Here is a 16586-nt window from a genome sequence, read left to right as displayed (position 1 = left end):
TACATGAAATTATCATTGAAATATAAATGTAATAATTTTATGTCTAAAAAACTCGCATATTGATGTTATAATAACTAGAGTAATCTACTAATGTTCAAGCAGCATTCAATCAGAAGAAAAAAATATAAAATTATAAAGGTGATACATATATGATTTTAATGGAAGATGTTTATAAAACATATCCAAATGGAGTCGCGGCTCTTAATGGAATTAGTGTTGAGATAAAACAAGGTGAATTTGTGTATATCGTAGGTCAAAGTGGAGCTGGGAAATCCACTTTTATAAAGCTCATGTACCGGGAAGAAAAGCCTACTAGCGGTAAGATCATCATTAATGATATTGAATTAGATAAGATGAAAGAAAAGCGCGTTCCGTTTCTAAGGAGGGATATCGGTGTTGTTTTCCAAGACTTTAAACTTTTACCGAAGTTGACAGTCTATGAAAATATCGCTTATGCACTTGAAGTTATTGAAGAATCTCCTAAATCGATCCGTACACGTGTACTCGAAGTACTGGATGAAGTCGGCTTAAAAAATAAAGCACGTTTCCTTCCAGCAGAGCTTTCTGGGGGAGAGCAGCAACGTGTTTCCATTGCACGTGCTATCGTAAACCGTCCACGAATTGTAATTGCGGATGAACCTACAGGAAACTTGGACCCAGATACATCATGGGAAATTATGAAGACTTTTGAAGAAATAAATGAAAGAGGAACGACAATCATCATGGCAACGCATAGTAAAGACATTGTTAATACGCTTAAAAATCGAGTAATTGCTATTGAAAATGGTGTAATTGTTAGAGATGAACAACGAGGTGAATACGGTTATGAAGTTTAGAACATTTACACGGCATTTTAGGGAAGGTACAAAAAATATCTTCCGTAATGGTTGGATGACAGTCGCTTCCATTGGTGCCGTAACCACAACGTTAATTCTAGTTGGAGTGTTCCTCGCTATCGTATTCAACTTGAATGAATTTGCGAAGAATATCGAATCCGATGTGGAAATTAAAGTATTGGTTGATTTGACCACAGAAAAAGATGATGTACTAGCCTTAGGCGACAAAGTTAAACAGATTGAAGGCGTAGAAAGGGTTTATTTCTCCTCGAATGACGAAGAACTGGAAAGTTTGATTAATAGTATGGGAGAAGAAGGAAGAGCTTGGGAACTGTTTGAACAAGATAATCCTTTAAACCACGCTTATGTTGTTCAAGCTGCAGATCCTCAGGATACAGAAAGAATCGCTGAGGAGATCATGGGATATGACCATGTTTATGATGTGAACTTTGGGCAAGACATCGTTGATAAGCTTTTCGAGTTTAATAATTATGCCCGAATTGTTGGTCTTGTTTTAATTGCAGCTCTAGTGTTGACAGCTGTATTCCTTATCTCAAACACGATAAAAATAACAATTATTGCAAGAAGTACAGAAATCTCCATTCAAAAGCTGGTCGGTGCCACCAATGGATTCATTCGTTGGCCATTTTTTGTGGAGGGGTTGATTCTTGGAGTGTTGGGATCAATCATCCCAATTACAGTAGTACTGGTTGGATACCAGTACGTATATGATAATGTTGCAAGTCAAATTAATATAAGTTTTGTCGAGTTATTACCATTCTCTCCATTTGCTTGGTATTTGGCATTAATCATTTTACTAATTGGTGCCACAATTGGTGTTTGGGGAAGTGTTATGAGTGTCCGTAAATTCTTGAAAGTGTAATAGATTTTTAGAATACAAGAAGTCATTTAATCAGAGCGTGCCGTCCATATATTTTCTGAAAATGTGAAAATTATATGGACGCCGTCTTGATTAACTCATTCATAAGTGGGACGCCACTGAAAAAGTTTTATTTATTGAAGGGAGAATACGAGTTGAAGAAATCCATCTTAATCCTCACTATGACTACACTCTTACTCACAACTCTAGCAACTGCAGGAGGAACCTCAGTCTCCGCAGAATCAATTCAGGAATTGAAAGAAAAGATTAATCAACATGAAGCAGAGAAATCTAAGATATCAGAAGAAAAGAATAACCTTGATAACAACAAAAAAGACACTGAATCTAAAATTGATGAAAACCTAAAGGAACAAAAATCAGTAGAGCAAGAAATCGTTGATCTTGATGAAAGATTAGCAAAAACACAAAGTGATATTTCGACTAAAGAGAATGAAATATCTGAAACGAATAAAGAAATTGATGAGTTATCAGAGCGGATTGAAACATTAAAAGAAGAAATTAAAATTTTAGAGGAAAAGATAGAAAAACGTGATGTTTTACTGAAAGATCGTCTCCGTTCTATCCAACAAAGTGGCGGAGAAGTAAAGCTGATTCAAGTAATCTTCAATTCTAAAAGCTTCATAGATTTTATTAGTCGGACAACAGCTGTAAATACGATCATGGATCAAGATAAAAAAATTATGGAAGAACAAGCAGCTGATAAACAACTACTAGCGGAAAACCAAAAAGAAGTGGAAGAAAAGAAAAAGATTGTAGTTGCGAAAAAAGAAGAATTGGAAGGGCAGAAGAAAGAACTCGTTGCTTTAAAGAATCAGCTCGATGAGCAGAAATCTGAAAGAAAAACGTTAATGGCCCAACTTGAAGAAGAGCATCAGGAACTTGAAGAAATTAAATTGACAATTGAAGAAGAACAGGAAATTCTTGCAGCTGAAGAACAAGCAAAAGCTCAAGCAATTGCTTTAGCGCAAAATAAAATTGGTGAGCTGGAACAGCTTGCTAAAGAAGAAGCAGAAAGAAAGCGGAAAGAAGCAGAACGTAGAAAAGCTGAGCAAGCGAAATCCAATCAGAATCAAGATGGCAAGAAAGTTGCATCAGCACCAGACACGAGCACAGGATCTAGTGGAACAAGTGGTGGAGGCAATGGAATATTCATTTACCCAGCAGGAAACAGTATAAGCTCTCCGTTTGGTATGAGATTCCATCCTATTGATAATGTTCATAAGCTTCACGCTGGAATCGACTTCCCTGTAGGTACGGGAACACCATTGAAGGCACCTGCAGATGGAGTAGTTAGTACTGCACGCTGGATGGGTGGCTTTGGTAATGTTATAATGATTTCCCACTACATAGATGGCCAAAGTTATACAACCGTATCCGCTCACTTGAGCCGAATTGATGTCTCACCAGGACAAGCGGTAAGTCAAGGCGAAGTAATTGGTGCAACTGGAAATACTGGAAAATCAACGGGTCCTCATCTTCACTTTGAGGTTCATCTAGGCGGATATGGTAATCCAGTAAACCCAGCTCCTTATATGAATTAAATCTTTTAAAATATAGGTATCGTTCAAATGGACGATACCTTTTTCTTTAATGAAGTTTCATAGTTACACTGGGGGAAAGTAATATACGTCATTTATGATAAGGTTCACGCTAATACGTATATTCACAATTAAATAATTTCATTTATGAGAAGTCTTAGGCATAGTCATGATAAAGATATAATGGTATCCTTTTTTATAATGGATGGAAGATATTGAGGTGGAAAGATGAAGCTTAACAAATTACAGATTGTACTTTTATTGATAGCTGCTTTAGCGCTCGGTTTTCTAGGTGCTTATGCAGGTATTTCTTTAGCAGGTAATGATGATGGCGAAAGTAACCCTAATCGTCAAGAACAAAGGTTGAGTAAGGGTTCAGACAACTTACCGGGTGAATTACAGAAGGTAGCTCAGGCATTTAATTTAGTTAAAGAAAATTATATTGAGAATATTGATGATACTCAACTTGTTGAAGGAGCAATAGAGGGGATGCTTGCTACATTGGATGATCCTCATACTTCTTATTTGAATCTTGAATCGATGGAAGAATTTAATCAACAAATTGAATCTTCATTTGAGGGAATCGGTGCCGAAGTAAGTATGGTCAATGGTGTTGTGACGATTGTTTCACCTATTAAAGATTCACCTGCTGAAAAAGCTGGACTGCGACCAAATGATCAAGTGCTATCAGTAGATGGGGAAAGCCTTGAGGGGCTAAATCTGAACGAAGCCGTTGCTAAAATCCGCGGTGAGAAAGGAACAGAAGTAACGCTGGAAATAGTGCGTGCTTCGGCTAATGAATCTTTTGATGTTGTGATCGTACGTGATACCATCCCAGTAGAAACAGTTTATAGCAGTACAGAAACTGTTGACGGAAAAACAACGGGTATTATTGAAATCACAAATTTCTCGGAAAAAACGGCAAGTGAATTTGAGGAACATTTAACGGAATTAGAAAGTGATGGAATAGACGGATTAGTGATTGATGTAAGAGGCAATCCAGGAGGATTACTCAATATTGTGGAAGAAATCCTTGCTTTATTCGTTCCTAGTGATCTTCCTTACATTCAGATTGAAGATGCCAATGGTAATGTTGATAAGTTTCATTCTAGACTGGACGAAAAGAAAGAGTATCCAATCAGTGTCTTGATTAATGAGGGTAGTGCCTCCGCATCAGAAATTCTTGCCATTGCATTGAAGGAGATTGGATATGATGTCATCGGACACACAAGTTACGGTAAAGGAACAGTCCAAACCGCTTTACCTTTAGGTGATGGCAGCTCCATTAAAATGACGACGTATAAATGGCTTTCTCCAAAAGGAGAATGGATCAATGAGACTGGTGTCGAGCCGACGGTAGAAGTTGACCAGCCAGAATATTACTATGCTAATCCGATTGTAGTGGAAGAGGAACCATTTGGTTTAGATGATAGTAATCCGAACATCGAAAATATACAAATTATGCTGGATGGATTGGGATATGAACCTGGTCGTGTCGATGGTTACTTTAACGAGCAAACAGAAACAGCAGTTAAGGAATTTCAAGCGGATAATGACTTAAAAGTAACTGGTGAAGTGGATGAGCAGACCGCTGGAATGATTGATGCAAAAGTAATTGAAAAAATCCGATCTGGTGAGGATGACGTCCAATTGGACAGCGCACTGGAAGAGTTATATAAATAATTCATGTATAAAACATAGGATAAGGCTGCTTATCCTATGTTTTTTTATTGATTTTTTCGACAAGAAAAGGATGAAAACAATTCGTTTAAAATTGTGGGTTTACAACTCGGATGAGGTAGAAGACATATTGTTTTTTCTCTTGCCCAAAAACCTATATAAAAGGATGAAATTCTCGCTCCAAAACATGAATTGCATCACCCCTGTATATTGATTTTCATGGTATACTGTTAACATGAAGTCATTGTCCTGTAAGAAGGAAAAGAAACGAATCGTGGCGAATTATAGTAGTAATGGATGCTTTACAATAGATACATAGAGGGTGGTTTGTTTGGTTGAACTATGGTTACAGGAATTAGCGAGAGGAGCGCTGAAGGTATTTGTCAATCCGTTGTTTTACTGGATATTTATCCTAGTTGTCTTAGCGGGATATCAACGGATAAAAAATGAACGACAACAATTCGGGGTTAAAGTATTTGATTTATTTAGTGAATGGAAATATACATGGTTTCCGGCAATTTTGACAGGACTTATCTTATCTATTATTTTCGCAGGTGTCGGATTAGTATACTCCTATGGTACTATCATCGTATTAAGCGTTATGATGATCATATTATCCATTCATCTACGATTCACTTTATTGTCTCCAAGCTATACGATTGGCCTAACCTATATCGTTTTGTTGTTTGCACCAGTAATTATAAAAAATCAAAATTATATACCAGAATCTTATTTTACGGATATAAATTATCTTGGGCTGGCGTTACTGTTAGGTGTGATGCTTATTGTGGAAGCATTTTTCATCCGACGGGTCAAACGGGATGAGACGTTTCCCAGGTTATTAAAAAGTGAACGTGGTATCTGGATTGGAGAACATCAAATTAAAAAGCTGACTATGATTCCGCTTATATTTCTTGTGCCTGGTGGTGTGATTGAAAGTTTCGCACCTTACTGGCCATTGATCTCAATTAATGATACTACTTATGGCCTTGTGCTTTTTCCATTTCTTCTTGGATTTTCCCATAGGGTGAGGGCAAGCATTGCTCCTCTAGCGGCAAAACACTTGAGTAAAAAAATCCTATTATTAGGTATTCTTGTTCTTGCTATATCAGTAACAGGTTATTACTTAAAAGGCTTGTCTCTCCTTGCGTTGTTGATTGCTCTGTTTGGAAGGGAATTTATAACGTATCGATTCCGTACACAAGAAAAGCAAAAGAATGCCTTTTTTAAACCCGAAGAAGTTGGTCTTCGCGTAATTGGAATTATTCCTGGAACACCGGCAGAAAGGTTGGACATCCAAGTAGGTGAAGTGGTCTATAAAGTAAATGATAAGCGAATCTATAGTTCGGATGGATTTTATGAAGCCTTACAAACTTCCGGTGCTTATTTTAAGCTTGATATTCTTGACGACAATGGGGAAGTCCGATTTGTGCAGAGTGCTTTTTATGAAAGTGATCATTATCGTCTAGGACTTCTATTTGTTGAAAAACCACATCGAACAAAACAAGCGGTTAATGAAGGTTAATGATAAAGAAAGACAAAAGAGGCATTCGTGGATAATCAGCGAGTGCCTTTCTAATTAGAAAAAATATAAGAGAAGGGGTATATGCGATGAAGTTTTTTCATACAGCTGACTGGCATCTAGGTAAGCTCGTACAGGGTGTCTATATGACAGAAGATCAAGCATTTATTTTAGAACAATTTATTCACATGGTTGAAGAAGAGAAGCCGGATGCTGTCATTATTGCAGGCGATTTGTATGACCGTGCAGTACCACCAACGGATGCCATCCAATTATTGGACGATGTATTGCAACGGATTGTACTTGACTTAAAAGTGCCTGTAATTGCCATTGCCGGGAATCATGATAGCCCGAGCAGATTGGACTTTGGAAGCAATCTAATGAAGAAAAATGGTTTTCACATTATTGGAAGGCTGACGGAAAATATAGAACCGATTATATTAAAGGATGAATTTGGTGAAGTATATTTTCATGCAATTCCCTATGCAGATCCGAGCCAAGTCCGGAACCTTTATAAAGATGACTCCATACGTAATCATAATGATGCCCAGCGTAGGATCATCGAAAAAATCCAAGCTAATCTGATTCCTAACACAAGAAATATAGGGGTAGGACATGCTTTTGTAACCCCTTATGGGGAAGAAGCTGAGAATACAAGTGAATCGGAACGCCCTTTATCTATCGGTGGTTCAGAGTATGTTGATGCCCGCCTTTATGAAATTTTTAATTATACGGCGCTTGGTCATTTACACCAAGCTCACTACGTTTCCAATGAAACGATCCGTTATGCAGGCTCTCCGCTTAAATATTCCATTTCTGAAGAGCATCATAAAAAAGGCTTCTATATCGTCACTATGGATGAAAAAGGTAATACGGAAGTCGAAAAACGATTACTCACCCCGCGAAGGGAAATGAGAACGGTTGAAGGTTATATGGATGAAATTTTGGAGTCTCCTGCGAGTGATGACTACGTATTTGTCCGATTATTGGACCGTACACCAGTATTGTCCCCGATGGAAAAAATTCGTTCTGTATTTCCCAATGCCATGCATGTGGAAAGGAAGCATTATTCCGCTTTTCATCTAAGTGGAGACAACGAATCTATAAAAGAACGGAGAAAGATGACGGATTTGGAACTGTTTCGTGCATTTTACGAAGAAGTAAGAGGGGAAGGTCCTGGGGAACAGGCAGAAACCATATTTAAGGAAGCATTAAGCATGATTACAAGTGAAGATAAATAAACTAAAAGGGGGAGAAACAGTTGCGTCCTTTGAAATTAACGATGACAGCGTTTGGTCCATACAAAGATACGGAAGTTGTGAATTTCGCCGAGCTGGAGGAACATGATCTATTTGTTATTTCTGGAAAAACTGGTGCAGGAAAAACAACGATTTTTGATGGCATTTGCTTTGCACTGTATGGAAGTGCCAGTGGACAAGACCGGGGCGAGACCAAAATGCTCCGAAGTGATTTTGCATCAGACGATGTGCATACAGCAGTTGAACTGGAATTTGAATTAAAAGGAAAACAATACCGTATTAGAAGACAGTTAGGACATGTAAAGAAAGGTAATCGCTCCAAAACAGGAGACGATATTTTCATTTATGAACGTCAAGGTGAAGAAGAAATTTCGATTGTTGATCGGCAAATTGTGTCGGAGGTCAATCAAAAAGTTGAAGATTTGATTGGACTTACCAATGATCAGTTCAAACAAATTGTTATGCTTCCCCAAGGAGAATTTCGTAAGTTATTGACATCAGATACAGAGAATAAAGAGGCTATATTACGCAGGCTATTTAAAACAGAAAACTATAAGTCAATTAATGAAGTTCTGCGTAATAAACGAAACGAGGAGCAGCTCGAATATGAAAAGCAGTTACAAATCAGAAATGAGTATATTCATAGCATCCCTTCCTTTATCAAACTCCGAGAAGAATCTCTTCTAATCGATTTACTAGAGACTGATTTTCCAAACGCTCATCAAGTTGCAGCTGCTCTAGAAGATGAAGCTGAGTATTATGAGGAAAGAATTAAAAATGATGAAGAAACATACAAGAAATCCTATGAATTAACGAACAAGATGCAGAAAGAATATCATGAAGCCCAGCATCTCAATGAACGATTCCAAGAACTCGAGAAAAAGCAACAGACCTTAAATGAGCTCTACCAGCGAAATAATGAATTCGAAGAGAAGGAAGTAAAGCTACTTGCTGCTGAGCGGGCTAATTCTTTGCTGTTTTATGAACGCCAGCTTGAACAGGTAAAACAAGAAGAGAAACAGGTTGAAAATGAGTTGCAGCTTGTTACTAATCAATTATCTAAAGCGACTAATGTTTTGGAACATGCGAAAAGTTCATATTTGAATGAGGAGAAACGTAAACCAGAGCGAGAGAAAGCTGCAAAAGAGCTTGATGAGCTGGAGAAGTATCTTCCTATTGTAAGAAGTATTGAAGAAACAAAACTAGATATTGAACGAATTAAAGAAAAAGGTATAAAAACGAAACAGAAGCTCGCAACAATAGAGAAACAACTGCTCGGTTCTGAAGAAAAGCAACACTTTTTACGAACGGAAACTTCTAAGCTGGATGAAGAAATTGATAAATTAAGTGATGCACCAACTAGGTTGATGAAGCTTGAGGAACAGGCGAGAATATATAAACGGTATGAGAATCTCGCTAAGGAAAGTGAACAGGCTCAACAGGTTGTTGCCACAATCACTAAATCTTATAATGAGTTAAAAGAGGATTATCGGGAAAAAGAAGCTTCGTGGCTCAGTAACCAGGCGGTTGTACTCGCTGGACACCTTCACAATGGAGAGCCTTGTCCGGTTTGTGGAAGTGTCGAACATCCTAAAATTGCAACCAGTAAGGAACAAGCTGTATCCAGGGAGGAACTGCAACATACTAAATTATTGTTAGACAAAAAAGAAAAAGAATTCCAAGAAGCAAATATCATCCTTCAAGCTAAAAAATCTCAACTTGCCGAAGTGAAAGAAGAAATCAAAGCATTTACAGATGGCGAGAATTTGGAGCAGTTTTACACTAGACTCATTGACGAAGGCAAAAGCATGCGTAATAAAGTTCAGTGTTATGAAAGACTTCGGGAAGAACGGAAAGCGAAGAAGCAAGAAGAGGAAAAAATACTTGAAGAAAAGCGGAATCTAGATCCGATTTTTAATAAGTTGAAAGATGAACACGTAATGCTTCAACAAGATTACAAAACGAAGCGGGCCGTTTTGGAAGAACGTTTGCGTAACATACCGGAATCACTAACTGTATTGGAAGAACTGGAAAAACAGATTAGATTAGTTTCCGAGAAAAAACAAACTCTAGAAAAAGCATGGGAAGATGCACAACTTCAACTGGAAAAAGCGAGGGAATCTTTCACCAAAACCGACGCAAATAAAACGCATCTGGAAAAGCAGTTGTCCAGTATAAAAACAAAAGTAAAGGAAGCAAAAGATAAATTTAAAACGAAATTATCAGAAGAAAATTTCGTGGATGAAGCCGCATATTTTGCTGCTAAACTCCCTGAAGAGAAACAACAGTTATTGAAGAGTGAGATTGATGCCTTTAAACAACAGCTTGCTATATTAACTAAACAGACGGACGAGCTAAAAGAGAGCTTAAAAGGCAAGCAACCAAAGGATTTAAACGCATTAAAGCAGGAACTCGACCAATTACAAAAGCAATATGAGGAAGCTTTTAAGCAACTTAATGAGGCAAGGGACTATCAAGAGCGTGCACAATCAAGGAAAATCCAAATCCTGAAAGCAGATGAGGAATTGAAGAAAAAAGAACAACTCGTCTCTGCAGTCAGTGATGTATATGATATGCTTCGTGGTCAAAACAGCAAAAAGATTTCCTTCGAACGCTTTTTACAAATGGAATATTTGGAGCAAATCATCCATGCCGCAAATTCCAGACTACAAAAATTATCGAATAACCAATATTATCTAACGAGAAGTGATAGACAAGAATCCCACGGAAAACAAAGTGGTCTCGCACTTGATGTATATGACAACCATACTGGACAGACAAGGGATGTTAAAACATTGTCTGGTGGAGAAAAGTTCAACGCAGCATTGTCGCTTGCATTAGGTATGTCTGATGTCATTCAAAGCTTCCAGGGAAACATTTCGATTGAAACAATGTTCATTGATGAAGGTTTTGGCTCATTGGATGAGGAAGCGTTGACCAAAGCAGTTGATGCCCTCGTTGAACTCATGGAGTCTGGTCGGATGATCGGTGTCATTTCCCATGTAAAGGAATTGAAAGAAATTTTCCCTGCGATACTAGAGGTGAGAAAAACAAAAGAAGGATATAGTGAAACGGCATTCGTATTAAAATAATGTTAGTTGCAGAACCAATAAGAAAAACCTATAATAAGACTGGTATGCAAGTATTGCAATTCATGTTGAGGTGTAGAAATGGAATTTAATATAGGTCCCCGGATGCTCAAGACGGGTATCGCGGTCACATTGACGCTAGTCATTACAAGTTTGCTGCAAATGAATCTGGAACTTGTTGCGGCTATTGCTGCAGTACTAGCGATGCAGCCATCGATTATGCGTTCGTTCCAATACTTTAAAGAAGTCGTCATTGGAAACTCAATTGCCGTCATCTTTTCATTATTAGGTTTATTCTTGCTGGGCAGCCATCCGTTGTCAGTAGGAACGGTCGTTATTCTTTCAATTGCAGTAAACGTTCGATTGGGCTTGAATAAAACGGTTAGTTTGACTGTATTAACCATTATTACGATTATGCTGCAAAGTACTGGGGGCATTGATATAGCATTTATTGTTCATCGGTTGTCACTCGTAGTGATTGGTGTAACATCTGCATTTATTGTCAATGCATTCGTCTTCCCACCCGATCATCAAAAACTGCTCTTTAATCGTATAGATGATGCTGTTACGCAGACATTATTTTTACTTCGAGTCATACCGAATAAAACAATGAGTGTTCCGACATTAAAAGATGAAGATCGGGAAATAGAAAAGAAAATTACAAAAATCAAAGATTATTATGATATTTTAGTTGGAGAGCGGAGCCGCCTGTTCATCCGCCATAAAATCAACTTTCTCCGTAGTATTGTCATCTACAAGCATATGATTCGTGTGTTGGAAAAGCAGTATACCCTTATTACCCAATTGGAAAAGAATATGGAAGAAATCGAAACAATGGGTAGCGGAAAAAGTCATGTGATCAAAAAGTTGATTAATGAAATAACCAATTATAGCGAGAATGTTTTCCTACTTTATCAGGATAAGATTCTTCTCGATCGTGATTTACAAAGGGAAACGAAAAATGCAATGCGCTTGACGATCAATAATCTTATTGAAGAATTACAAGGATCGGATTACGAAAAATGGACATATGTCTTTCCAGTAGCGAACAGTCTTATCGAATTGTTCGCTGAGTTGGATAAACTTGAGAAGTTTGTACGTAAAAAAGAAAATCATCCGAAAAAATCACCTAACTTTGGGACATCTTAATGAACCCAAGGTTAGGTTTTTTTTATGAAAATGGCTTATATTTCTACTGAATATGAAACCTTTCAGTTTGGACACCCGTACTACTAGGTGGAAGTATTACATCATAGATAGAAGGGGGTAAAATGTATGTTTCCATTTAACATTAAGCAGACATGTTATCAATGCAAAAAACAAATTCATAGCGATGAAGAGATTTATGCAAGAATGCGCTATCCAAGCAGTCGAGGATCTACCGAAATTAAAGCATATCTTTATCAAAATACACAGGTATTCTGTGTAAGCTGTATGAAAGAACAGTATCATGATAATTAAATTGAAATTGCTGTTTACATAATAATATGAGGCATTGCAGAATGATATCTGTTATGATAAATGTTAGAAAAACAATTAAGGGAGGTCTACTGTGAGTACAAAAGAACCTAATGTAACTCCAGAACAACTAGCAAAAATGAAAAAAACGGGGAAGATATTTGGAATAATCTTTGGTATTCTTTTAGCAATTGGATTAGTATTCTTACTTACTTTTAATTGGATCACCGATTATATATGGATGGATAACCTAGGATTTGGCAATGTTTTTACGACTATACTAGGTAGTAAATTGACGTTGATGGGAATTGGCTTTGTTTTATTTTTCATCGCTACTTTCATCACATTACAATGGATTCGTAGTTCATATGTAAATCATTTCCATGAAAGCCAATTGCCGCCTTTTCTTGCCGAAAAGAAATTCAGCCGTTTGATCATCGTCGGTACATCTTTTCTTGTAGGGGTCTTAGGAAGTTCAGTAGTCCAAGGACTTGGTTGGGAACCGCTACTAAAATTTTTGCAACATGAAAAGTTTGGAGTTACTGATCCGCATTTTAATATGGACATTTCCTTCTACATGTTTGTATTGCCATTCTTGGAGTTTGTCATTTATCTGATTCTTACATTGGCGATACTCGCACTTCTCGTCGTAGCCGGCGCTTATTCTGTTTTCCATATGTATCGGTTAAGCAGAAGAGCTCAACTCCATATCGGAGTAACAATCGGCCTTGTTGGTTTGATGGTCGCAGCGATTCATCTGCTCCAACCTTATCATACACTCTTGTCCAATCAGGTCAACTTATTCCAAACAAGCGTTGTCTATGGATTAAGCTATACAGATGAACTCATTAATATACCTAAAGCTTATGTTCTTGCTGCTGTAGCAATTATCGCAGCTGTTTGGACAATTATTGGTTTATACCGAGGAAGGATGAAATCGGTAATCATTCCAATTGCAGCTTATTTCGTCTTACTGATTGCTGGTCAGGGTGCATCGATAATAGTACAGAACTTTGTCGTATCACCAAATGAATTCCATAGAGAATCACCATACTTGGAGCGGAACTTGGAATTTACAAAGGCTGCATATAATCTTGATGAAATTAAAGAAGAGCAGCATCCCGGAAATTATTCCCTTGACCGTGACATGGTGGAGAGAAACGCATTGACGATCGATAATATCCGTATCAATGATTCTCGTCCGTTACTAGATATCTATAATCAGATACAAACATTCCGGACGTATTATCAATTTAATGATATTGATATTGATCGATATGAAATTGATGGTGACTATCAACAGGTCTTTATCGGAGCCCGCGAATTAAGTACAGAAGATTTACCAGAACAAGCACAAACATGGGTAAACCGAAATCTTCGATATACTCACGGTTATGGTGTGGCGATGAGTCATGTAAATGAAGTTACAGGCCAAGGACAGCCACAATATTTACTGAGAAATATTCCTGTTGAAGGGGCAATTGATGTAACGCGTCCTCAAATTTATTTTGGGGAAGAAGATTATAATGATGTCATTGTAGATACGAATGTAGATGAGTTTGACTACCCATCTGGGGATGAGAACGTGTCAAGCCGTTATGAAGAGGAAGCTGGTATTCAGCTGAATGGCTTCAACCGCTTGTTGTTTGCAATCGATCAAGCATCTTTCCGATTCCTTGTATCTGATCAACTCGACTCGGATAGTAGATTATTAAAGACACGTAATATTATGGATCGTGTAACTAAGATAGCGCCTTTCTTTGAATATGATTCAGATCCATACATCTTTATCCGTGATGATGGAAGCCTAGCTTGGATGATTGATGCTTATCTTGTAGCCGAAAACTATCCATATTCTGAACAATTCAGTGGAGATGATAATTATATTCGCAACTCGGTAAAAGTTGTAGTCGACGCTTATACCGGAGAAGTTGACTTCTATAATGTGGACCCTGAAGAACCGTTGGTAAGGACTTACCAGGCTATCTTCCCTGACTTATTCACGGAAGAGATCCCGGAAGATGTACAACGTCATTTCCGTTATCCTGAACAGCTCTTTAAGGTTCAAGCTAAAATGTATGGAACGTATCACATGTCCAACTTAGAAGTCTTCTATAACAGAGAAGACTACTGGCAATTTGCTACTGAAAACTATTTCGATTCTGATGTGGAAATCGAACCATATTATATCACGATGAAATTGCCGGAGTATGAAGAAGAGGAATTCATCTTAATGGTTCCATATACCCCGAAGAATAGGCAAAATATGATTGCTTGGATGGGGGTACGAAATGATGGGGACAATTACGGAGAATTATTTGTTTACACCTTCCCGAAACAGCGGAACATCTATGGACCACAGCAAATTGAGAACAGGATCAATCAGGATAGTACGATTTCGCAACAATTAAATCTATGGTCCCAAGGTGGTTCAGAGGTTATCCGAGGGAACTTGATAGCTATTCCAATAGAAGATACAATCATGTATGTTGAACCGATTTATATTGAATCTGCCAATGAAACGTCATTACCAGAAGTAAAACAAATTATAATTGCTTATGAAGATTACATTGTCATGGAATCAAACTTTGATCGTGCATTGGATGCTCTCTTTGATTTAATCGACCGAGGAGCTCCACCAACACCAATTGGTGATGGAGAGGTCGAGGAAGGTGAGGAAACGACACCATCCATTCCTTTAGAGGGAGCAGATGTTATACTTCAGCAATTCTCCACTTTATTTGATGATTACCAAGAAGCCTTATCAAATGGTGATTGGGAAGAGGCTGGAAGGATTATGGCCGAGATTGAGGAAATCCTGGCAAATATCGAATAGAATCAACATGTTAGCTTATGCTAAGACGGACAGGAAAAAATCCTGCCCGTCTTTTTTGTAATGGTCAAGTATCTAAAGCAGTTAGGAAAGTTGCAGTTTGGCATATCACATATCGTATACAAACTTATGATAATGCCGATAAATTTAAAATTTCTAAATTATGATGTATATTCATATTCTAATTGGACATCCTAATCTGGTGTAAAGAAAAATCAGGTGGTATAAATATAAAACCATCAAATTGGAAGTACCAGAGAGGTGTAAAAATGAAGACTTTTTACGAAAAACTAGGAATAATAACATTATTTATTGCTATATTCCTAGTGGCCGTAACCACATTAGAAGAGGATAGCGGCCGAGTCTATGCGCAAATGGTTCAAGTTGACAATGGTGGAATCACCGCCGAACAATTTGGACTACGAGAAACATCGTTGAACAACAAAGAATTACACCATGAGAAATCCCCGGTTACGTATATATCGAGTGACAGTATTGATGCGCCGCAAACGTTAGAAGAAGCTATTGATTTCGAACAATATGATAAAGTGAATGTAATTGCAACAGGATATACGGCCGGCTTTGAGTCGACAGGAAAGACGGAAGCCCATCCAGAGTATGGAATTACGTATTCAGGTGTCCAAGTTAAACGTGATTTGTATTCGACCATTGCCGCAGATATCAATGTTTTTCCGATTGGTACCGTGCTTTATATTCCATCTTATGGATATGGTGTAGTAGCAGATATTGGAAGTGCGATTCAAGGAAATAGAATCGATTTATATTATGAGACAGTAGAAGATGTATATAATGAATGGGGAAAACAAGAGCTTGATGTGTATGTGATTGAAATGGGTGAAGGGAGTCTGTCAGAGGAAGTTTTGGCAGAATTGAACGATAATGAAGCGCTTCAAGTTTTTCGTTCTGAATTTATCAGTGAATAGTACAGATGAAAGACCCCAGAATGGATGTCATTCTGGGGTCTTTAGTGTTATAAAAATAAGGGATGAACGAGAAAGGCGACGATTATACCGGTCAAAGCACCAAAGAATACTTCAATCGGTTCATGCCCTAATAATTCCTTCAAATCCTCACGTTTTTTTTCATCATCTTTTTTATTCCATTCTTTCGCTTCTTCGAAAATTGTTTGCAAGTCTTTCATCAACTGATTCAATACGGCAGCATGGACACCTGCATGACGTCGGATACCGGATGCATCATACATCGTAATGACACCGAATACACAAGCGATTGCAAACAGACTGGAAGTTACTCCTTCAACAATACCGATTGCAGTAATTAGTGCAGTAACCGCGGCAGAATGACTGCTCGGCATTCCTCCAGTACTGAAAGCAATTCGAACGGAAAGTTCCCGTGCAACGATTAGTTTTATTGGTACTTTAATAAATTGTGCAATGACAATTGCAATTAAAGCCGCCCATAAAGGAAAGTTTGTAAATATCTCCATCT

11 protein-coding genes are annotated in these 16586 nt (G+C 37.8%); 10 read left to right on the top strand and 1 reads right to left on the bottom strand.

The window, feature by feature from the left end; genetic code table 11:
- Nucleotides 1-149 precede the first annotated feature (149 nt).
- The 10 genes from ftsE (at nucleotide 150) to spsC (ending at nucleotide 16060) form a co-directional block, all read left to right on the top strand.
- A complete protein-coding gene (ftsE, locus tag M3210_RS08010; protein ID WP_251513055.1) occupies nucleotides 150-836 on the top strand; it encodes a cell division ATP-binding protein FtsE in 687 nt (228 codons plus the stop codon).
- Entirely contained in the window at nucleotides 826-1719 is an 894-nt protein-coding gene (gene ftsX / locus M3210_RS08005) for a permease-like cell division protein FtsX (protein WP_251513053.1), read from the top strand. The genes ftsE and ftsX overlap by 11 nt, the downstream gene beginning before the upstream one ends.
- 152 nt (nucleotides 1720-1871) lie before the next feature.
- Nucleotides 1872-3278: a murein hydrolase activator EnvC family protein gene (locus tag M3210_RS08000; RefSeq protein WP_251513051.1), complete on the top strand. Its 1407-nt coding sequence runs from the start codon at nucleotides 1872-1874 to the stop codon at nucleotides 3276-3278.
- Nucleotides 3279-3503: 225 nt separating this feature from the next.
- Nucleotides 3504-4958 (top strand): S41 family peptidase, encoded by a 1455-nt coding sequence (locus tag M3210_RS07995; RefSeq protein WP_251513048.1) that lies wholly within the window; start codon nucleotides 3504-3506, stop codon nucleotides 4956-4958.
- Nucleotides 4959-5286: 328 nt separating this feature from the next.
- Entirely contained in the window at nucleotides 5287-6480 is a 1194-nt protein-coding gene (locus M3210_RS07990) for a PDZ domain-containing protein (RefSeq protein WP_251513046.1), read from the top strand.
- Nucleotides 6481-6566: 86 nt separating this feature from the next.
- Nucleotides 6567-7718, top strand: coding sequence for an exonuclease SbcCD subunit D (locus M3210_RS07985; RefSeq protein ID WP_251513044.1), 1152 nt, complete (start codon nucleotides 6567-6569; stop codon nucleotides 7716-7718).
- A 20-nt stretch (nucleotides 7719-7738) separates the two neighbouring features.
- Entirely contained in the window at nucleotides 7739-10828 is a 3090-nt protein-coding gene (locus M3210_RS07980) for an AAA family ATPase (RefSeq protein ID WP_251513041.1), read from the top strand.
- A 78-nt stretch (nucleotides 10829-10906) separates the two neighbouring features.
- Nucleotides 10907-11974, top strand: a complete 1068-nt coding sequence (locus M3210_RS07975) for an FUSC family protein (RefSeq protein WP_251513039.1) — start codon at nucleotides 10907-10909, stop codon at nucleotides 11972-11974.
- A gap of 403 nt (nucleotides 11975-12377) precedes the next feature.
- The gene (locus M3210_RS07970; protein ID WP_349774328.1) at nucleotides 12378-15119 is read left to right on the top strand and encodes a UPF0182 family membrane protein; all 2742 of its coding nucleotides are present in this window, start codon (nucleotides 12378-12380) and stop codon (nucleotides 15117-15119) included.
- A gap of 266 nt (nucleotides 15120-15385) precedes the next feature.
- Complete coding sequence (gene spsC / locus M3210_RS07965; protein ID WP_251513037.1) at nucleotides 15386-16060, top strand: stationary phase survival protein SpsC; 675 nt, start codon at nucleotides 15386-15388, stop codon at nucleotides 16058-16060.
- Between the two features lie 47 nt (nucleotides 16061-16107).
- On the opposite strand, the gene M3210_RS07960 is transcribed toward spsC, so the two are convergent.
- On the bottom strand, nucleotides 16108-16584 hold the full coding sequence (locus M3210_RS07960) for a divergent PAP2 family protein (RefSeq protein WP_251513035.1): 477 nt from the start codon (nucleotides 16582-16584) through the stop codon (nucleotides 16108-16110).
- Nucleotides 16585-16586 lie beyond the last annotated feature (2 nt).

It is taken from the genome of Oceanobacillus luteolus (assembly GCF_023715655.1).
Lineage (GTDB): Bacteria > Bacillota > Bacilli > Bacillales > Amphibacillaceae > Oceanobacillus > Oceanobacillus luteolus.
Note: the sequence above shows the minus strand (reverse complement) of the source record. Positions and strands in the feature narration are given on the sequence as shown.